Raw genomic sequence first — 18,881 nt, forward strand, 5'->3', positions numbered from 1 at the left:
CGGCGCTGCATCCCCGCCGCCGGCGTGCCGCGTCAGCGCACACGCTCGGTCGACGGGTCCTCCGTCAGGCGGCGCGGCGGGGGAGCCGGCCGAGCAGCGTCCGCGCGGTGCTCCCGAGGCTCTCGGCCAGCGAGGCCGGCCACAGCAGCGCCCGCAGCCGCGTGCGCGCCGGGACCGCCGCCAGCAGCCCGCGCCGCGCCACCCGCAGCGCCGCCACCGCGTCGGGGTCGCCGGCGGCGCTGCCGGGACGGCCGTAGCAGGCGGTCTCCTCCGCGCGGGCCAGCCGCTCCACCGCGTCCGCCGCCCCCGGCGTCCCCATCCGGTGGGCGCCGCTCCCGCCGGTCCCGAGGGTGCGGGCCAGGGTGGCGGCCTGCTGGCGCGGGGTCTGCGCCGGGTCCCACACCAGGCCGAGGTCGCGGGCGGTGGCGGCCAGCTCGTCCCACAGCGCAGCCGGCCCGCCGTCGGCCACCCGGCGGCGGCGCTGCAGCGCCCGCGCGGCGGCCGGTGCGGCCACCAGCGCGGCCACCCCGAGCAGCATCCCTGCGCCGACCAGCACCGGCCGCGACGACGACGCCTGCGTGGCGCCCCCGGTGCCCGGCTGCGGAGCGCCGTCGACCCGGTCCTCCCGCGGCACCGGGACACCCTGCGGGGCGGTCGGGACGGTCGGGACGTCGGTCGGCCGCTCCAGCGCCTCCTGGTCGGTCGGCCGCGGCGCCCACGGCAGGTCGACGGCGCGCTCGCGGTCGATCGGGGTCGGGTCGAACGGGATCCAGCCGAGGTCGTCGAAGTAGACCTCCACCCAGGCGTGCGCGTCGTCGCTGGTGACCAGCCGGCCACCGCCGGGCTGCAGCCGGCCGGGGGTGTACCCGAGCGCCACCCGGGCGGGGATGCCGGCGGCGCGGACCATCGCCGCCATCGCCCCGGCGTACTGCTCGCAGTACCCCTGCTTGAGCCGGAGGAAGTCGGTGAGGTCGTCCCCGCTGGTGCCCGGCGCGGTCGACAGGCTGTAGACGAAGCCGTTCTCCCGGGAGAAGTGCCCGTGGATGGCGCGCACCGCCTCGTACGGGGTCGCCGCGCCCGCGGTCAGCCCGGCCACCAGGTCGGTGACCTCCGGGGACAGCGGCGGCAGCGCGGTGCCGCGCTCCAGCACCGGGTTCCCGCCCCGCAGCGGGCCGGCGGCCAGCAGCTCCTCCTCGGTGGGCCGGGGCTCCACCGAGCCCACCCGGTAGCTCACCGTGGTGGTGCGGACGTCGCGGCCGAACACGGTGCCCGTGGCGGGGTCGAACCGCCAGGCGTCGGGATCGTCGATCTGCACCCGCAGGGGAGAGGTGAGCACCGGCAGGAACCGGTCGTCGTGCCCGACGGCGGTGACCGTCGCCTCGACCCGGCGCCCCTCGCGCCGGCCGGGCAGCGGCGCGAGGTCCTCCGACTGCGCCACTGACGCCTCGCCGTCGAGGTTGCCGATCGTCCAGCCCTCCTCGACGTCGTAGACGTCGAGGGTCACCACCCGCAGGTAGCCGGGGTCGGGGACCGAGGCGTCGACGCGCAGCAGGGCGATCGGCTCGGGCAGGGTGAGCTGGCCCTGCAGGGCCGCCGCGGCGTCGAGGGCGGTGCCGGTCGACCCGCCGCCGGTACCGCCGGGCCCGAACCCCGCCGCCAGCCGGCCCTCGGGGAGGGTCGGCACCAGGCTGCCGACGACGAGCGCCGCCACCAGGGCGGCCAGCCCGGTGCCGGCCGCCGCCGCCGCGCCGGGGCCGGAGCGGCTCCCGGCCCGGCGCGCGCGGGTGGTCAGCTGCCGCGACTGGTCGGACCACAGCAGCAGCGCCAGCCCGGCCGCCGGGGCGGCCAGCGCGACCAGCCCGACGTCCCCGGTGACGGTGCTGACCGGCACGCAGAAGAGGACCAGCAGGCCCAGCCCCGCCAGCGCCGGCTGCCGCCCGCCGACGGCGATGAGGTCGACGGTGACCGCGACCATCCCGACCAGCAGGACGGTCAGCGCGAGCAGCCCGGTCAGCGGCAGCGCCGGCGTCGACTGCTCCCGCAGCTCGGCCGACCCCACCGTGAGGACGTCGCCCAGCCCGCGGAGGCTGGCCGGCGTGGGGAACCACCCCCCGATGGCGTCGTCGGGGGCGAACAGCGCCGTCATCAGGCAGGTCAGCACCGCCAGCTGGGCCAGCGGGACCAGCGGCACGCCGGCGGCCGCGGTGCGGGCGGGCAGCGGCCGCCCGCCCGACGCCCACGCCCACAGCGCCGGCCCGGCCGCGCGCAGCGCCAGCCCGGTGAGCGCCACGACGGTGACGGCCGCCAGGGCCGGGGGCAGCCACGCCGGGCGGGTGAAGACCGGTGCCAGCGCGCAGGTGCCCAGGGCGGTCGCCACCGCGGCGGCCAGGGCGGTGCCGCCCTCGTGCCGGCCCGCCGGAGCCGGCTGCACGCGGGCCTGGCGGCCGGCCGGGACCGGGGGACCGGGTGGCGGCAGCGGGGCCGAGGGGGCCGGCGGCGGGGCGAGCGTCGTCATGCCGGCACCGCCACGGGCCCGCCGGGGCGGGGTCCGGTGCCGCGCTGCGCGGCCAGCTCGGCCCACACCGCCTCGACCGGGCTGGTGGCGCCGGCGACGGCGACCTGCCAGCCCGCGCCGCGCAGCAGCGCCGCGGACTCCTCGACCTGCGCGGCCAGGTGCGCCCGCGAGGTGGCCGACAGCGCCCGGCGGGTGCGCGTGCCGGCGTCGGCCCAGCTCGCCACGTCGAGCAGGACCGCGGCGTCGCGGTGCGGCCCGGAGCGGGCGGCGACCAGGTCGGCGACGTCGTCGGGGGCGACGGCGCCGAGCACCGCCACGACGGGGCCGTCCCCGGCCACCCGGTGCAGCTGCTCCACGGCCGGCCGCAGGGACGAGCCGCGCGCCGGGGCCAGCACGGCCAGCCGGTCGAGCAGCTCGCTGGGGCCCAGCCCGCCCGAGCCCTCGGCCGGGCGCAGCTCGCCCTCGGCGGTGAGCACGCGGAGGACCGCACCCCGCCGGGACAGCGTGGTCCCGATGCTCGAGGCGGCCTCCACCAGCCACTCGAGGCTGTCCGGTGGCGGTGCCGGGTCACCCGGCGGCCCGGGGACGGCGCCCGTCGCGGCCGCCCCCGGAACGGTGGCCCGGGTGAGCAGGTGGGCGTGCACCCGCGTGTCGAGCAGCAGGGCGGCCTGCGCGCGCCACGGCCGCTCCTCCATCCGCACCATCAGCTCCCCGGTGCGGGCGGTCGCCCGCCAGTGCACCTTGCGCAGGTCGTCGCCGTGCCGGTACGCGCGGGTGCTGACGTCGTCCTCGCCGTGCACCGCGATCGACCGGCGGGCGCCCTCCCCGCCGCCGCCGTGCCCGCCGGCCGGGCCGCCGGGGCCCAGCGGCCGCACCCGGGGGACGACGACCAGCGGCGCGCCGTCGCTGCCGCTGGTGGTGCGCTGCACCAGCCCGAAGGGGTCGACCAACCGCAGCTGCAGCGGGCCGAGGCGGTACCGGCCCCGGCGTCCGCCGTGCACCCGGTAGGGCAGCGCGACCGACCGGCCGCCGGGCAGCCGCTCGACGACGTATCCGGGCGACCGGCCGAGCTCGGCCGGCAGCTGCTCGGACAGCAGCCACAGCCGGCCGGTGCGGCGGTCGGCGTTGGTGACCTCGAGCAGCACGTCGGCGCCCTCCCCGCGGGGGACCCGCGCGGGGGTCACCGTGCGGCGCACGCCCACCCGGAAGCGCTGGCGGGCGACCGCGAACGCCGACAGCAGGGGCAGCGCGAGCAGGAAGACGGCGATCTGCACCAGCGGCCGCTCACCGAGCAGCGCGCCCAGCGCGAGCAGGGTCAGGCCCGCCGCGACCAGGCAGCGGCCGCGCAGGGTGAGCGACGTCAGCGCCGTGCGGAGCGGGCCGCCCACGGCTCAGCGCCCGCGGGGGACGGGCACGGTGCCCAGCAGCCCGCGCACGACCTGCTCCGGGCTGCGCCGGGCGGCCGCCGCGTCGGCGGTCATCAGCAGGCGGTGGGCCAGCACCGGCAGCGCCATCGCCTGGACGTCGTCGGGCAGCACGTGGTCGCGGCCGGCCAGCGCCGCGGCCGCCCGGGCGGTGCGCAGCAGCTGCAGCCCGGCCCGGGGCGAGGCGCCCAGGCGCAGGTCGGGGGAGCGGCGGGTGGCCTCCACCAGCGCGACGACGTAGCGGCGGAGGGCGTCGGAGACGTGCAGCGTGCCGACGGCGGCGACGAGGGCGCGGACCGTGGCGGCGTCGGCCACCGGCCCGAGGGTGGTCAGCGGGTCGCCGGTGCCGCGGTCGTCGAGCATGGCGACCTCGGACTCGCGGTCGGGGTAGCCCATCGACACCCGCGCGGTGAACCGGTCGCGCTGCGCCTCGGGGAGGGGATAGGTGCCCTCCATCTCCACCGGGTTCTGCGTGGCCATCACCAGGAAGGGCCGGGCCAGCTCGTAGCTGACGCCGTCGACGGTGACCTGCCGCTCCTCCATGCACTCCAGCAGCGCCGACTGCGTCTTGGGCGAGGCCCGGTTGATCTCGTCGGCGACCACGACGTTGGCGAACACCGCGCCCGGCCGGAACTCGAAGGCCCGGGTCTCCTGGTCGTAGATCGACACCCCGGTGACGTCGCTGGGCAGCAGGTCGGGCGTGAACTGGATGCGGCGCACGCTGGCGTCGATCGAGGCGGCGAGGGCCTTGGCCAGGGTCGTCTTGCCGGTCCCGGGCACGTCCTCGACGAGCAGGTGGCCCTCGGCGAGGAGCACGACCAGCGCCAGGCGGACGACGTCGGGCTTGCCCTGCACGACGCGCGAGACGTTGGCCGAGATCCGTGCGCCCTCCGCCGCGACGTCGACCGGCAGCCCGGCCGTCCCGTCCGCCGCACGCATCGTGTCGGTCACCCGGCCCACGGTACGTGCCCGTCGCCGTTCCGCAGGCGGGTCCGTGCGCCCCGCCGGGTCGGTTCTCCGCCCTCCTCCGCGCCCCCCACCGGAGCGGCCGTGCCGGGGTCCCCGGCGCCCCCCGTGGTGGTCGTGCGCCCCACCGCGCCCCACCCCGGCTCCCTCCGGGCCGGGCACCGCGCCGACCCGGCGCTGACCTGCACGGGGAGCGGTGGGGAGAACCGGTCACGACATGGTGTCGAGTGGTGTTCGGTGGGGCGTAGTGGGTTAGTGTGTGGCGCGGTGGGGAGCCAGGGCCCGTCCCGGGTCCGCGGTGGACGCGAGGAGGGCGCATGGGGGAGGTGATCCGGTGTTCGTCGGCAGCTACTCGTTGCGGCTCGACGAGAAGGGCCGGCTCGCTCTCCCGGTGCGCTTCCGTGACCAGGTGGCCGACGGCATGGTGATCAAGAAGGGCCAGGAGCGCTGCATCTACGGCCTGACCATGGCCCGGGTCGCCGAGCAGAGCCGCGCCGCCGCCGCCATGGCGCCCGCCGACACCGCCGAGGCCCGCATGCGGGCCCGCCTGAGCTTCGGCTCGATGGTCGAGGTCGAGCCGGACAAGGCCGGCCGCATCACCATCCCGGCGGGCCTGCGCCAGTACGCCGGCCTCGACCGCGACGTCGTCGTGGTCGGGGTCGACACCCGCTTCGAGATCTGGGACCAGGCCACGTGGGACGCCTACGAGGCCGAGCAGGAGGCGGCGTTCGCCGCCATGGAGAGCGAGGGGATGCCCACGCTGTCCTGACCCCGTCCAGCCGGTCGCCCCGGCCGCCGCGCGCCCGACCGCGAGCCGACTTCCCCGCGGCTCGACCGGGTCCGGCCCGAACCGCCTTCCCCGCGGCTCGGTCCCCGCGCGGACCCCGGCGTCCCCACGCCACCGGCCCCGCCGGTGACCGGCATCGGCGGCCCTCGCCCCCCGCGGGCGCCTCCTGACGCACTTCCCCGGCGCCAGGCGGCCCCGCGGGGGGTGGGGGTCCCCACCCCCTCCCCACCCCGTCCCACGATCCCCACACCGCCCTACCCGGCGCGTCCCGCCCGGGTGGCATCCGGCCTGCCCGCAGCCCGCCGCGCGGCGTCACTCCCGTCCCGTCCGTCCCACGGCACGCCGCCGAGCTCCCCCAGCCGACCGGCTGCCCGCGTCACCATGGGCGCACCGGACCGGCGCCCGCCGGCGAGGTGCACGCCGACGGGGACGCCGTCCCGCGCGGGAGCCCGACCCGAGGAGTCCGACGATGAGCACGCCCGAGCCCACCCGGCCCGCGGTGCACGTGCCCGTCCTCCTCGACCGCGTCACCGACCTGCTGGGCCCCGCCTGCAGCCGCGAGGGCGCCGTCCTCGTCGACGCCACCCTCGGCCTGGCCGGACACTCCACCGCCCTGCTGCGCGCCCACCCCGGGCTGCGCCTGGTCGGGCTCGACCGCGACCCCGACGCCCGCGCCGAGGCGACCCGCCGGCTCACCGACGCCGGTGTGGCCGACCGGGCCACCGTGGTGCCCGCCGTCTTCGACGAGCTGCCCGACGTCCTCGACCGGCTCGGCCTGCCCGAGGTGCAGGCGGTCCTGTTCGACCTCGGCGTCTCCTCGCTGCAGCTCGACCGGGCCGACCGCGGCTTCAGCTACGCCGCCGACGGCCCGCTGGACATGCGCATGGACCCCGCCGCCCCGCGGTCGGCCGCCGACGTCGTCAACACCTACTCGGCCGCCGAGCTCACCCGGGTGCTGCGGGTCTACGGCGAGGAGCGCTTCGCCGCCCGCATCGCCGGGGCGATCGTCCGCGAGCGCGCCCGCGAGCCGTTCACCGGCACCGAGCGGCTGGCGCACCTGGTGCGCGACGCGATCCCCGCCGCCACCCGGCGCACCGGCGGCCACCCCGCCAAGCGGACCTTCCAGGCGCTGCGGATCGAGGTCAACGACGAGCTCGGCGTCCTCGAGCGGGCGCTGCCGGCCGCACTCGACGCGCTGGCGGTCGGCGGACGGCTGGCCGTCATCACGTTCCACTCGCTGGAGGACCGCATCGTCAAGCAGGTCCTCGCTGCGGGGGCGACCGACCGGACGCCGCCCGACCTGCCGGTGCGGCTGCCCGAGTACGGCCCGGTGCTGCGGCTGCTCACCCGCGGCGGGGAGACCGCCTCCGAGGAGGAGCTCGCGGCCAACCCGCGGGCGGCCTCGGCCCGCGTCCGCGCCGCCGAGCGCATCCGGAGGGCCGCGTGAGCGCCGCCGCCCGCGCGCCCCGCGACGGCGCCGCCCGGACCCCCGCCGCGCCGGCGAAGCCCGCGACGGCGACCACCGGGTCCGCGGCGACCGCCGCGCCGCACGCCGTCCCGTCCCGGCCGCTGCGCGCGCTGCCCTCGCGGCCGGTCCGCACGCTGCCCCCGCGGCCGGCGCGCGGCGTGCCGGCCCGGCCCGCGCGCGCCCGGGCCACCGGCCCGGCACCCCGTGTGGCCCCGGTGCCGGAGCTGCGGCTGGTCCCCGGCGGGACCGGCCGCGCCCGCGCTCCCGGCGCCGGCACCCGCCGGGCGCCGTTCGTGCTGCTCGTCCTGCTGCTCCTGGTGGCCACCACGATCGGCCTGCTGGTCCTCAACACCGCCATCGCGGTCAACTCGCTCAAGGCCACCGAGCTGCGCGCCGCCAACGCCGAGAAGGCCGAGGAGGTCCAGGACCTGGAGAAGCAGGTGATCGCCGGCGGCGCCCCCGCGCAGCTCGCCGCGGCCGCCGCGGCGGCCGGGCTGGTGCCCGCCGGCGCCGCGGCCTACCTGGTCGTCGGTCCCGACGGCACCGCCACGCTGCGCGGCACCCCCGAGCCCGCACCGGGCGCCGCCCCGCCGGCCGGGGACGGGGGCTGACCGTGGGTCCCCGGGACACCCCGCGCGAGCGGCCCCGCGGCCTCCCCGGCGATGCCCGCCGCGAGCGCGCACCCCTGGGCCGGGGCGCCGTGCCGCGCACCGGCGCCGACCGCGCCGCGACCGCCCGCTCGGGTGCCGGTGCCTGGCGCGGCGGTCCCCGCGGCGGGGGAGCGACCCGCGCGGGCGCCTTCGTCCCGCGCCGTCCGCAGGGCCGCCGGCACAGCGGCCGCACCCTGACCCCGCGCCCGGCCCGGCTGCGGTGGGGGCTGGTGCTCGTCGTCGTCCCGCTGCTGCTGGTCACCGGCCGGCTGGTGCTGCTCCAGGGCGTCGACAGCGCCGACCTCGCCTACCGCGCCGAGCAGGACCGGCTCGCCGACGTCCCGATCTCGGCGCTGCGCGGCGCGATCGTCGACCGCGACGGCCACCCGTTCGCCTACACCGTCGACGCCTCCCGCGTCACCGCCGACCCCACCGTCGTCGAGGACCCCGAGCGCACCGCGCTGGCCCTGACCGCGCTCCTCGACGTCCCGGTCGACGAGCTGACCGAGCGGCTCTCCGCCGAGGGCCGCTACGTCAGCCTCGCCCGGCAGGTGCCGCCGGAGACCGTGGAGGCGATCGAGGAGCTCGACCTGCCCGGGGTCTTCTTCGAGGACGACCCGGTGCGGCTCTACCCGGCCGGTGCCGTCGGCGGGCAGGTGGTCGGCTTCATCGGCCGCGACGGCACCGGCCTCGGCGGCGTCGAGCTGCGCTTCGAGGACGCCCTCGCCGGCACCGACGGCCGCCGCCGCGTCGAGGTCGGCAGCGGCGGCAACCCCATCCCCGCCGGCATCGACGAGTCGACGCCGGCCACCGACGGGAGCACCGTCGAGCTCACCGTCGACCAGGACGTGCAGTACGTCGTGGAGCAGCGGCTCGGCCAGGCCTGCGCCGACGGCGCCACCACCCGCGCCTCGGCCGTCGTGCTCGACGTGCAGACCGGCGAGGTGGTGGCGATGGGCTCCTGCCCCGGCTACGACCCCGCGCAGGCCGGCCGCACCGACCCCGAGCTGCTCGGCAACCCGATCGTCAGCGGCGTGTTCGAGCCCGGCTCGGTCATGAAGGCGGTGACCCTGGCCGCCGCGCTCGAGGAGGGGGTGGCCACCCCGGACGAGGTGCTGACCGTCGACGGGCACATCCAGGCCGGCGACGCCGTGGTCACCGACGCCCACGACCACGAGCCGATCGACTGGACGGTGACCGGGATCCTCGCCAAGTCGAGCAACGTCGGCACGATCATGCTGGCCCGCGAGGTGGGCGACGAGACGCTCGAGCGGTACCTGCGCGCCTTCGGCGTGGGGGAGGAGACCGGGGTGGAGCTGCCGGGCGAGAGCTCCGGGATCCTGCAGGACGCCGCCGGGTGGGAGGAGAGCCGCGCGGCCAACATCGCCATCGGCCAGGGCGTGTCGGTCACCACCCTGCAGATGGCGTCGATCTACCAGGCCATCGCCAACGACGGCGTCCGCGTGGCCCCGCGGGTGGTCTCCTCGGTCACCGCCCCGGACGGGACGACGAACACGCCGGACGCGCCCGAGCCCACCCGGGTGGTCAGCGAGGCCACCGCGGACGACCTCGCGCACATGCTCGAGGCCGTCGTCGGTCCCGGCGGCACCGCGCCGCTCGCGCAGGTCGAGGGCTACCGGGTGGCCGGCAAGACCGGCACCGCGCAGCGCCCCAACCCCGAGTGCAACTGCTACGACGGCGGCGGCTACGTGACGACCTTCGTCGGGTTCGCCCCGGCCGACGACCCGCAGTACGTCGTCGCCGTCGACCTCGAGCGGCCCACCAGCTCGGCCGAGGGCGGCCAGGTCGCCGCGCCGGTGTTCGCCGACGTGATGCGGCACGTCCTCACCTCCGCCGGGGTGGTGCCCTCCGGCACGCCCCGCCCGGACTTCGCGCTGACCCGCGAGGACCTCCCCGAGGCGGCCACCGGCGGTCCGGCCGGCGATTAGGCGGCTCCATCCGTGCACGTCCGCGGAAGTGCACGGCCCGGGACACCGCCGAGGGGCCGCGGGTGCGCGGGGGAGGAACGGGGCGCCGGTAGATTGGCCCGACGTGAGCCCGACCGGACCCGGGTCGGCGCCCCGGCCCGCGGGGACCCGCCCGCTCGCCCTCAGCGCCCTCGCCGACCTCGTCGGCGACCCCGTGCAGGGCGACCCCGCCACCCCGGTCCGCGGCGTCACCCTCGCCTCGACCGAGGTGCTCCCCGGCGACCTGTACGCCGCCCTCCCCGGGGCGCGCACCCACGGTGCGCGCTACGCCGCCGACGCCGCGGCGCGGGGCGCGGTCGCCGTCCTCACCGACCCCGCCGGCCGCGAGCAGGCGGCCGCCACCGGCCTGCCGGTGTGCGTGGTCGAGGACCCCCGCGGCCGGCTCGGCGCGGTCGCCGCCCGCGTCTACGGCGAGCCCGCCCGCCGGCTGCCGGTCATCGGCATCACCGGCACCAACGGCAAGACGACGACGAGCTACCTGGTCGAGGCGGGCCTGGCCGCCGCGGGCCGCGGCACCGGGCTGATCGGCACCGTGCAGTCGCGCACCCGCGGCCGCGACGGCGCCGAGACCACCTTCCCCAGCGTCCGCACCACGCCCGAGGCCCCGGTGCTGCACGCGCTGCTGGCCACCATGGCCGAGTCCGGCGTCGACGCCGTCGTCATGGAGGTCTCCAGCCACGCGCTGGTGCAGGGCCGGGTCGGCGGGGTGCCCTTCGCCGCCGCCGGGTTCACCAACCTCAGCCAGGACCACCTCGACTTCCACCGCGACCTCGAGGACTACTTCCAGGCCAAGGCGCTGCTCTTCGACGGCCGCGCGGCCACCGAGGTGGTCGTCGTCGACGTCGACCACGGCCGCCGCCTGGCCGGGATGCTCGGCGAGCGCGCGGTCACCGTCTCCGCCGACGGCGCGGCCGCGCACTGGACCGCCACCGACGTCGCGCCCGCCCCCGACGGCGGTTCCGCCTTCACCGTGACCGGCCCCGGCGGCAGCTGGCCCGCCGGCGTGCGGCTGCCCGGCCGGTTCAACGTCACCAACGCCGTCCTCGCGGTCGCGCTGCTCGACGCCATCGGCGTGCCAGTGGCGCAGGCACTCGAGGGCATCGCCGCCACCGTCGTCCCCGGCCGCATGGAGCCCGTCGACGCCGGCCAGCCGTTCACCGCCGTCGTCGACTACGCGCACACCCCCGACGCCGTGACCACCGCGCTCGCCGCGCTGCGGGCCTCGACGCGGGGCAGGCTGGTCACCGTGATCGGCTGTGGCGGCGACCGCGACCAGGGCAAGCGCCCGGCGATGGGCGCGGCGGCGGCGCTGGGCAGCGACCTCGTCGTCGTCACCGACGACAACCCGCGCTCGGAGGACCCGGCCGCCATCCGCGCCGCGGTGCTGGCCGGGGTGCCGGCCGACCGCCGCGCCGCCGTCGAGGAGGTCGGCGACCGCCGGGCGGCCATCGCCCGCGCCGTCGCGCTGGCCCGCCCCGGCGACACGGTGCTGGTGGCCGGCAAGGGGCACGAGCCGGGACAGGAGGTCGCGGGCACCGTGACGCCCTTCGACGACCGGGCCGTGCTGCGCGAGGCGATCGCCGCCCTGCACCCGCAGGCGTCGGCCCCCGCCGGGGCGGCCCCCCGGTGATCACCCTCTCCCTCGCCGAGGTCGCGCAGGCCGTCGGCGCGTCCGTGCCGCCCGGCGCCGGGGACGTCGCGGTCACCGGCGTCACGCTGGACTCCCGCGCCGTCTCGGCCGGTGACCTGTTCGTCGCGGTCGCCGGAGAGCGCGTCGACGGGCACGACTTCCTCGACGCCGCCGCGGCCGCCGGCGCCGTCGCGGCGCTGACCACCCGTCCCGGCGGCCCGCTGCCGGCCCTGGTCGTCGACGACACCGTGGCCGCGCTCGGCCGGCTCGCCGCACTGGTGCACACCCGGCTCGCCGCTGCCGGCCTGCTGACCGTCGGCATCACCGGGTCCTCGGGCAAGACCTCCACCAAGGACCTGCTCGGCCAGGTGCTCGCCGCGGCCGGGCCCACCGTCAGCCCGCCCGGCTCCTACAACAACGACATCGGCCTGCCGCTCACCGTGCTGTCGGCCGACGCGACCACCCGCTTCCTGGTGCTCGAGATGGGCGCCCGCGGCGTGGGCCACATCGCCCGCCTGTGCGCGGTGGCCCGCCCCGACGTCGGCGTCGTGCTCAACGTCGGCTCGGCCCACCTCGGCGAGTTCGGCTCGGCCGACGCGATCGCCGTGGCCAAGGGCGAGCTGGTCGAGGCGCTGCCGGCCACCGGCACCGCCGTCCTCAACGCCGACGACGCCCGCGTGCTCGGGATGGCGCCGCGCACCCGCGCCCGGGTGGTCACCACCGGGCGGTCCGCGGACGCCGACGTCCGCGCCACCGGTGTCACCCTCGACGACGCCGCCCGCGCCCGCTTCACCCTCGTCGCCGGCGGCGAGCAGCACCCGGTGGCGCTGCAGGTCGTCGGCGAGCACCAGGTCGCCAACGCGCTGTCGGCGGCCGCCGCCGCGCTCGCTGCCGGGATGACCCCGGCCGCCGTCGCCGCCGCCCTGTCCGACGCGCAGCCGCGCAGCCGGTGGCGGATGGAGGTCACCCGCCGGGACGACGGCGTGACCGTGGTCAACGACGCCTACAACGCCAACCCCGAGTCGATGCGCGCGGCGCTGGCCGCCCTCGCCGGGCTCCCGGCCACCCGGCGGGTCGCCGTCCTCGGCGGGATGGCCGAGCTGGGCCCGGACGCCACGGCCGAGCACGAGCGCCTGGGCCACGACGCGGTCGCCGCGGGGGTCGACCTGCTCGTCGCCGTCGGACCCGATGCGGTAGGGATGGTGGCGGGTGCCACGGCCGCCGGTGCCCGCCACGGGGAGGGCTCCGGGACGAACGTGGTCTCCGTGCCCGACCGGGCGGCCGCACTCGACCTGCTCTCGGAGGTACTCGTGCCCGGTGACGTCGTGCTGGTGAAGGCCAGCCGGTCGAACGGGCTGGAGGTCCTGGCCGAGGGCCTGCTCACCGCCGGGGCAGGCGCGTGAAGTCCGTCCTCATCGCCGCGGCGTTCGGGCTGTTCATCTCCATCCTCGCCACGCCGCTGGCCGTCCGGGCCTTCCGGCGCCGCGGCTTCGGTCAGGAGATCCGCGACGACGGCCCCGAGTCGCACCTGTCGAAGAAGGGCACGCCCACCATGGGCGGCACCGTCATCGTCGGGGCCACCGTCGCGGGCTACCTCATCGCCCACCTCTTCCTCATCGGCCAGCCCGGCCGCGGCGTCACCGCCACCGGCCTGCTGCTGCTGTTCCTCATGGTGGGGCTGGGCACCGTCGGGTTCCTCGACGACTACCTCAAGATCCGGTACCGCCGCAGCCTGGGCCTGAACAAGACGGCGAAGCTGGTCGGGCAGCTGGTCGTCGGGCTGACCTTCGCCATCCTGGCGCTCAACTTCCCCGACGAGGCCGGGGTGACGCCGGCCTCGGAGTTCGTCTCCTACGTCCGCGACATCGAGCCGCTGTTCGTCAGCGCCATCGGCTTCGTCGTGCTGGCCTACCTGTTCATCGCCGGGTTCTCCAACGCCGTCAACCTCACCGACGGCCTCGACGGGCTGGCCGCCGGCTGCTCGGCGATGGTGTTCGGCGCCTACGTGGTGATGAGCTTCTGGCAGTTCACCCACGACTGCGCCACGGCCGCGGTCGACGGCTGCTACCAGGTGCGCGACCCGCTCGACGTCACGCTGGTGGCGGCCGCCGCGCTGGGCGCGTGCCTGGGCTTCCTGTGGTGGAACACCAGCCCGGCGCGGATCTTCATGGGCGACACCGGCTCGCTGGCCCTCGGCGGGCTGATGTCCGGCATCGCCATCGTCACCCGCACCGAGCTGCTGCTCATCGTCCTCGGCGGCCTGTTCGTGGCGGTGACGCTGTCGGTGGTGATCCAGGTGGCCTTCTTCCGCGCCACCCGCCGGCGGGTGTTCCGCATGGCCCCGCTGCACCACCACTTCGAGCTCGCCGGGTGGGCGGAGAACACCGTCATCGTGCGGTTCTGGCTGGTGACCGGGATGGCCGTGGCCTTCGGGCTGGGCCTGTTCTACGCCGACTGGCTCGCCCTGACCGGGCTGTGAGCGCGCCCTCACGCACCCGGCGGCCGGCCGCCCGCCCGTCGCGACACGCGGCGTCCCTGCCGGGACCGCACGCGCGACTCGGCGACGATGTCCGGATGGACGGCCGCAGCGAGTCCACCCGCGCCCGCCGCACGGCCCGCCGGACCTCCCCGGCGGCGCCTCCCCGGCGCCGGCTGCGCGGCCCGGCCTGGCTCGACGGGCCGATGACCAGCTGCCACCTGGTCATCGGCGCGGCCGGTCTGCTGCTGGCCATCGGGCTGGTCATGGTGTTCTCCGCCTCCGCGATCGAGGCGGCCCTCGACGACCAGCCGGCCTGGCGCCCCGGCGTCGACCAGCTCGTGTTCGCGGCGCTCGGCCTGGTCGCGCTGGGCATCGCGGTGCGGCTGCCCGCGGGCCTGGTCCGCCGCTGGTCGCCGGTCGCGCTGGTCGTGGTCGTCGTGCTGCTGGTCGCCGTGCTCGTCCCCGGGATCGGGGTCGAGTACAACGGCTCGCGGGCCTGGATCAGCCTCGGGTTCACCGACTTCCAGCCCTCGGAGCTGTCCAAGCTCGTCGTCGCGCTGTGGGGCGCGCACGTGCTGGCCCTGCGCGGCCGCCACCTGACGGTCCGGACCCTGCTGGTGCCGCTGCTCCCGGTCTTCGTGCTCATGGCCGGCCTGCTCATGCTCGAGCCGGACTTCGGCGCGGTGGTCAGCCTGCTGCTGGTCGTCGCCGGGCTGCTGTGGGCCGGCGGCCTGCCGGGGCGGCTGTGGGGGATCGGCATCGCCAGCGCCGCCACGCTGGCCTGGCTCATGGTCAGCACCTCGCCGTACCGCATGGAGCGGGTCACCTCGTTCCTGCACCCCTTCGACGACCCCACCGACTCCGGCTTCCAGGCCATCCGCGGCTTCTACGCGCTGGCCAACGGCGGACTGTGGGGCGTGGGCCTGGGCAACAGCGCCATGAAGTGGAACCTGCTGCCCGAGGCCGAGTCGGACTACATCTTCGCGATCATCGGCGAGGAGCTCGGCTTCCTCGGCTGCCTGGTCGTGGTCACCCTCTACGCCGTGCTGGCCTACGCCGGCTTCCGCATCGCCCGCCGCACCACCGACCGCTTCGTGTCGCTGGCCAGCGTGGCGATCACCGTCTGGCTGGTCGGCCAGGCGGCCATGAACATGGGCTACGTGGTGGGCGTCCTCCCGGTCACCGGGGTCACCCTGCCGCTGGTCTCCGCCGGTGGCACCTCGCTGGTGCTCACCCTCTTCATCGTGGGGATCCTCATCCGCTTCGCCCGATCCGAGCCCGACGCCATCGAGTACGCCCGCAGCCGCGACCGCGGCCGGCTGGCCCGCTGGCTGCTGCCGGTGCCGGCGCTCGCCGTCGACCCGGTCCGCCCGCGGCGGTCCCGGCCCGAGCCGGCCGCCGCCCGCCCGGCGGCCCGCCGGCCGGTGGAGGCCCACCCCGTCCGGCGGCCCGTCACCGACCGCGGTGCCGACCGCCGGGCCGAGCGCCGGGTGCCCCCGCCGGCGGCCCGGCGCCCGGACCGCGACCGCGTGCCCGCCCGGCCCGCCGACGACCGCCCGGGACGGTCCCGGTGACCGGCCCGACCGGTCGCCCGGGCGGCGCCGGCCCCGGCAGCGTCGTCCTGGCCGGCGGCGGCACTGGCGGCCACATCGAGCCGATGCTCGCCCTCGCCGACGCGCTGCGGCGGCGCGACCCCGCCCTGCGGATCACCTGCCTGGGCACCGCCCGCGGCATGGAGACCCGGCTGGTGCCCGCCCGCGGCTACGACCTGCGGCTCATCCCGCCGGTGCCGCTGCCGCGCAAGCCCACGCCGGACCTGCTGCGCGTGCCCGGCCGGGTCCGCCGCGCGGTCGCCGACACCCGCGCGCTGCTCGGCGAGCTCGCCGCCGACGTCGTCGTCGGGTTCGGCGGGTACGTGGCCCTGCCGGCCTACCTGGCCGCGAAGCGCGCCGGCGTGCCGGTCGTCGTGCACGAGCAGAACGCGCTGCCGGGCCTGGCCAACCGGATCGGCGCCCGGGTCGCCGCCCGGGTCGCGGTCACCGTGCCGGGCACCCCGCTGCACCGCGGCGAGCACGTCGGCATGCCGCTGCGCTCGGCCATCACCACGCTCGACCGCGCCGCCACCCGGCCCGCGGCCCGCGCCGAGTTCGGCCTCGACGCCGACCGCCCGACGCTGCTGGTCTTCGGCGGGTCGCAGGGCGCGGCCTCGCTCAACCGGGCCGCGGTCGCCGCGGCCGACGCGCTCACCGCCGCCGGGGTCCAGGTGCTGCACGCCCGCGGCCCGAAGAACACCGACGTCACGGTGCCGCCGCGCCCGGCCGGGTCGGCGCCCTACGTCGTCGTCGACTACCTCGAGCGGATGGACCTCGCCTACGCCGCCGCCGACCTCGCGCTGTGCCGCTCGGGCGCGGTCACCGTCGCCGAGCTGTCGGCGGTCGGGCTGCCGGCGGCGTTCGTGCCGCTGCCCATCGGCAACGGCGAGCAGCGCCGCAACGCCCTGCCCGTGGTCGAGGCCGGCGGCGGCCTGCTCGTCGACGACGCCGACCTCTCACCCGCCTGGATCGAGGCGACCCTGGTGCCGCTGCTCACCGACCCCGCCGCGCTCGCCGGGTACGCCGCCCACGCCGCCGCGGCCGGGGTGCCCGACGCCGACGACCGGCTGGCCGACATCGTGCTGGAGGTGGCGGCCGGTGACCGCTGACGCGACCGCGGCCTGGACCGGGCCCGTCCCCACGCTCGAGCAGCTCGGCGCGGTGCACTTCGTCGGCATCGGCGGCGCCGGGATGAGCGGCATCGCGCGGATCCTGCTCGCCCGCGGGGTGCCGGTCTCCGGCAGCGACCGCAGGGACAGCCCGACGGTGATGGCGCTGCGGGCCCTGGGTGCGCGGGTGGAGACCGGCCACGACGCCGCCCACCTCGGGGATGCCGACTCGGTCGTCGTCTCCTCGGCCATCCGCGAGGACAACCCCGAGCTGGCCGCCGCCCGGGCCCGCGGGCTGACCGTGCTGCCCCGCGCCGTCGCGCTCGCCGCGGTGATGGCCGGGCGGCGCAGCGTCGCCGTCGCCGGCACGCACGGCAAGACCTCGACCACCTCGATGCTCACCGTGGCCGTGCAGGCCTGCGGGGTGGACGCCTCCTTCGCCATCGGCGGCACGCTCAACGAGTCGGGCAGCAACGCGCACGCCGGCGCCGGCGACGTGTTCGTCGCCGAGGCCGACGAGAGCGACCGCTCGTTCCTGCTCCTCGCGCCGTACGGGGCGGTCGTCACCAACGTCGAGGCCGACCACCTGGACAACTACGGCGACCTGGCCGCGGTCGAGGCCGCGTTCGACCGGTTCCTCGCCACCGTGGCGCCCGGCGGCTTCGTCGTCGTGTGCGCCGACGACCCCGGCTCGGCCCGGCTGCGCGGCGTCCCCACCCCGGCCCGCATGCGCACCTACGGGACCGCCGAGGACGCCGACCTGCGCCTGGTCGACCTCGACGTCGGCCCGGACACCACCGCCTGGACCGCGGTCCTCGACGGCGCCGTGCTCGGCCGCGTGCGCATCCGGGTCCCCGGCGATCACATGGCCCGCAACAGCGCCGCCGCCCTGCTGGCCGGCCTGGAGCTGGGCCTGCCCGCCGAGGGGCTGATCGCCGGGCTGGAGCGCTTCGGCGGGGTGCACCGCCGCTTCGAGCTCAAGGGCGTCGCCGCCGGGGTGCGGGTCTACGACGACTACGCCCACCACCCGACCGAGGTCACCGCGCAGCTGCGCGCCGCCCGGGCGGTGGCGGGGGAGGGCCGGGTGGTCGTGGCGTTCCAGCCGCACCTCTACAGCCGCACCCGCGAGTTCGCGACGGCGTTCGGCGAGGCGCTCGGGCTGGCCGACGAGGTCGTGGTCATGGACGTCTACGGCGCCCGCGAGGACCCCGTGCCCGGTGTCACCGGCGCGATGGTCGCCGACGCCGTCCCGTTGCCGCCCGAGCGGGTGCACTTCGAGCCCTCGTGGTCGGCGGCCGCCCCGGCCTTGGCGGCGCGGGCCCGGCCCGGCGACCTGGTCATCACGATGGGCGCCGGCAACGTCTCGATGGTCGGCCCGGAGGTGCTCGCCGCGTTGTCCGGCCCGGGCGGCGCCGAGCCCGGTGGGGACGCCGTCCGGTGAGCCGCGCGGGCCTGACCACGGCCGACCGCGAGCGCGGCACGCCGGTCGAGGTCGCCCGGCCCGCCCGCCGGCGCCGGCGGGAGACCCCCCGCGACCGGCGCCGGCGGCGCCTGGTCGGCGGCGCCGTGGCGCTGCTCGTGCTGGCGGGCGCCTGGTGGGCCGTGTGGGCCAGCCCGCTGCTGGCGGTGCGCGACGTCCGCGTCGACGGGGCCACCACGCTGACCGCCGAGCAGGTCCGCACCGCCGCCGGCGTGGCCGAGGGGACGCCGCTGCTGCGGGTCGACGTGGACGCCGCCGAGGCCCGGGTCGCCCGCCTGCCGCAGGTCGCCTCGGTCCAGGTCGCCCGCGGCTGGCCGGGCAGCGTCGTCGTGACCGTGGCCGAGCGGCGGCCGGTCGCCGTCGTGGAGCAGGCCGGCACGCGGTCGCTGGTCGACGCCTCCGGGGTGCTCTTCGACACGGTCACCGGCGAGGCCCCGGCCGGCGTGGTGCCCCTCGACGTCGCCGCTCCCGGCCCCGACGACGCCGCCACCCGGGCCGCGCTCGACGCGCTCGTCTCGCTGCCGGCCGAGGTGCGCGCCCGGGTCGCCGCCGCGGCGGCCGGTTCCGGCGAGGACGTCACGCTCACGCTCACCGACGGCACCACCGTCGTGTGGGGCGGTGCGGGCGACGGCGCCGACGACGACCGGCGGGCCGCCACGCTGGTGGCGCTGCTGGACCAGATCGCCGCCGACGCACTCGAGCCGGCCACGACCATCGACGTCAGCGCGCCGGACGCCGTCGTCCTCCGGTGATCAAGGGCCCTCCTGCCCCCCACCCCTCGCTCCGCTCGGGG

The 18,881-nt window shown here is 78.0% G+C and carries 14 protein-coding genes; 11 read left to right on the top strand and 3 right to left on the bottom strand.

Going from position 1 to position 18,881, the window contains the following annotated elements:
- Nucleotides 1-64: 64 nt before the first annotated feature.
- Genes ACI79V_RS16660 through ACI79V_RS16670 form a run of 3 tightly spaced genes read right to left on the bottom strand, consistent with a single transcriptional unit; the run spans nucleotide 65 to nucleotide 4,890 of the window.
- Complete coding sequence (locus tag ACI79V_RS16660) at nucleotides 65-2,515, bottom strand: transglutaminase TgpA family protein (protein WP_456890915.1); 2,451 nt, start codon at nucleotides 2,513-2,515, stop codon at nucleotides 65-67.
- On the bottom strand, nucleotides 2,512-3,903 hold the full coding sequence (locus ACI79V_RS16665) for a DUF58 domain-containing protein (protein ID WP_456890917.1): 1,392 nt from the start codon (nucleotides 3,901-3,903) through the stop codon (nucleotides 2,512-2,514). The genes ACI79V_RS16660 and ACI79V_RS16665 overlap by 4 nt, the downstream gene beginning before the upstream one ends.
- A 3-nt stretch (nucleotides 3,904-3,906) precedes the next feature.
- Nucleotides 3,907-4,890, bottom strand: coding sequence for an AAA family ATPase (locus ACI79V_RS16670; protein ID WP_456890919.1), 984 nt, complete (start codon nucleotides 4,888-4,890; stop codon nucleotides 3,907-3,909).
- A gap of 349 nt (nucleotides 4,891-5,239) precedes the next feature.
- Between ACI79V_RS16670 and mraZ the strand changes: the two genes are divergently transcribed.
- From mraZ to ACI79V_RS16725, 11 genes are all read left to right on the top strand, one after another.
- The gene (mraZ, locus tag ACI79V_RS16675) at nucleotides 5,240-5,674 is read left to right on the top strand and encodes a division/cell wall cluster transcriptional repressor MraZ (protein WP_456876076.1); all 435 of its coding nucleotides are present in this window, start codon (nucleotides 5,240-5,242) and stop codon (nucleotides 5,672-5,674) included.
- A gap of 487 nt (nucleotides 5,675-6,161) precedes the next feature.
- On the top strand, nucleotides 6,162-7,139 hold the full coding sequence (rsmH, locus tag ACI79V_RS16680; protein ID WP_456890921.1) for a 16S rRNA (cytosine(1402)-N(4))-methyltransferase RsmH: 978 nt from the start codon (nucleotides 6,162-6,164) through the stop codon (nucleotides 7,137-7,139).
- Nucleotides 7,136-7,771: a hypothetical protein gene (locus tag ACI79V_RS16685; RefSeq protein WP_456890923.1), complete on the top strand. Its 636-nt coding sequence runs from the start codon at nucleotides 7,136-7,138 to the stop codon at nucleotides 7,769-7,771. The genes rsmH and ACI79V_RS16685 overlap by 4 nt, the downstream gene beginning before the upstream one ends.
- Nucleotides 7,772-7,773: 2 nt before the next feature.
- Nucleotides 7,774-9,759 carry a peptidoglycan D,D-transpeptidase FtsI family protein gene (locus ACI79V_RS16690; protein WP_456890925.1) on the top strand — a complete coding sequence of 662 codons (1,986 nt, stop codon included), beginning with the start codon at nucleotides 7,774-7,776 and terminating at the stop codon, nucleotides 9,757-9,759.
- A 103-nt stretch (nucleotides 9,760-9,862) separates the two neighbouring features.
- The gene (locus ACI79V_RS16695; RefSeq protein WP_456890928.1) at nucleotides 9,863-11,428 is read left to right on the top strand and encodes a UDP-N-acetylmuramoyl-L-alanyl-D-glutamate--2,6-diaminopimelate ligase; all 1,566 of its coding nucleotides are present in this window, start codon (nucleotides 9,863-9,865) and stop codon (nucleotides 11,426-11,428) included.
- A complete protein-coding gene (locus tag ACI79V_RS16700; RefSeq protein ID WP_456890931.1) occupies nucleotides 11,425-12,831 on the top strand; it encodes a UDP-N-acetylmuramoyl-tripeptide--D-alanyl-D-alanine ligase in 1,407 nt (468 codons plus the stop codon). Before ACI79V_RS16695 ends, ACI79V_RS16700 begins: the two co-directional genes overlap by 4 nt.
- On the top strand, nucleotides 12,828-13,907 hold the full coding sequence (mraY, locus tag ACI79V_RS16705) for a phospho-N-acetylmuramoyl-pentapeptide-transferase (RefSeq protein WP_456876070.1): 1,080 nt from the start codon (nucleotides 12,828-12,830) through the stop codon (nucleotides 13,905-13,907). Before ACI79V_RS16700 ends, mraY begins: the two co-directional genes overlap by 4 nt.
- 95 nt (nucleotides 13,908-14,002) lie before the next feature.
- The gene (ftsW, locus tag ACI79V_RS16710; RefSeq protein WP_456876069.1) at nucleotides 14,003-15,481 is read left to right on the top strand and encodes a putative lipid II flippase FtsW; all 1,479 of its coding nucleotides are present in this window, start codon (nucleotides 14,003-14,005) and stop codon (nucleotides 15,479-15,481) included.
- Complete coding sequence (gene murG / locus ACI79V_RS16715) at nucleotides 15,478-16,608, top strand: undecaprenyldiphospho-muramoylpentapeptide beta-N-acetylglucosaminyltransferase (protein WP_456890933.1); 1,131 nt, start codon at nucleotides 15,478-15,480, stop codon at nucleotides 16,606-16,608. The genes ftsW and murG overlap by 4 nt, the downstream gene beginning before the upstream one ends.
- Nucleotides 16,598-18,049, top strand: coding sequence for a UDP-N-acetylmuramate--L-alanine ligase (gene murC, locus ACI79V_RS16720; RefSeq protein ID WP_456890935.1), 1,452 nt, complete (start codon nucleotides 16,598-16,600; stop codon nucleotides 18,047-18,049). The genes murG and murC overlap by 11 nt, the downstream gene beginning before the upstream one ends.
- On the top strand, nucleotides 18,046-18,840 hold the full coding sequence (locus tag ACI79V_RS16725) for a cell division protein FtsQ/DivIB (protein ID WP_456890937.1): 795 nt from the start codon (nucleotides 18,046-18,048) through the stop codon (nucleotides 18,838-18,840). Before murC ends, ACI79V_RS16725 begins: the two co-directional genes overlap by 4 nt.
- Nucleotides 18,841-18,881 lie beyond the last annotated feature (41 nt).

It is taken from the genome of Geodermatophilus sp. SYSU D00700, assembly GCF_054050255.1.

Bases quoted from the DNA above. Each gene is read 5' to 3' on its own strand.
- ftsW (WP_456876069.1), top strand. From the start codon at position 14,003: ATGGACGGCCGCAGCGAGTCCACCCGCGCCCGCCGCACGGCCCGCCGG.
- ACI79V_RS16660 (WP_456890915.1), bottom strand. From the start codon at position 2,515: ATGACGACGCTCGCCCCGCCGCCGGCCCCCTCGGCCCCGCTGCCGCCA.
- rsmH (WP_456890921.1), top strand. From the start codon at position 6,162: ATGAGCACGCCCGAGCCCACCCGGCCCGCGGTGCACGTGCCCGTCCTC.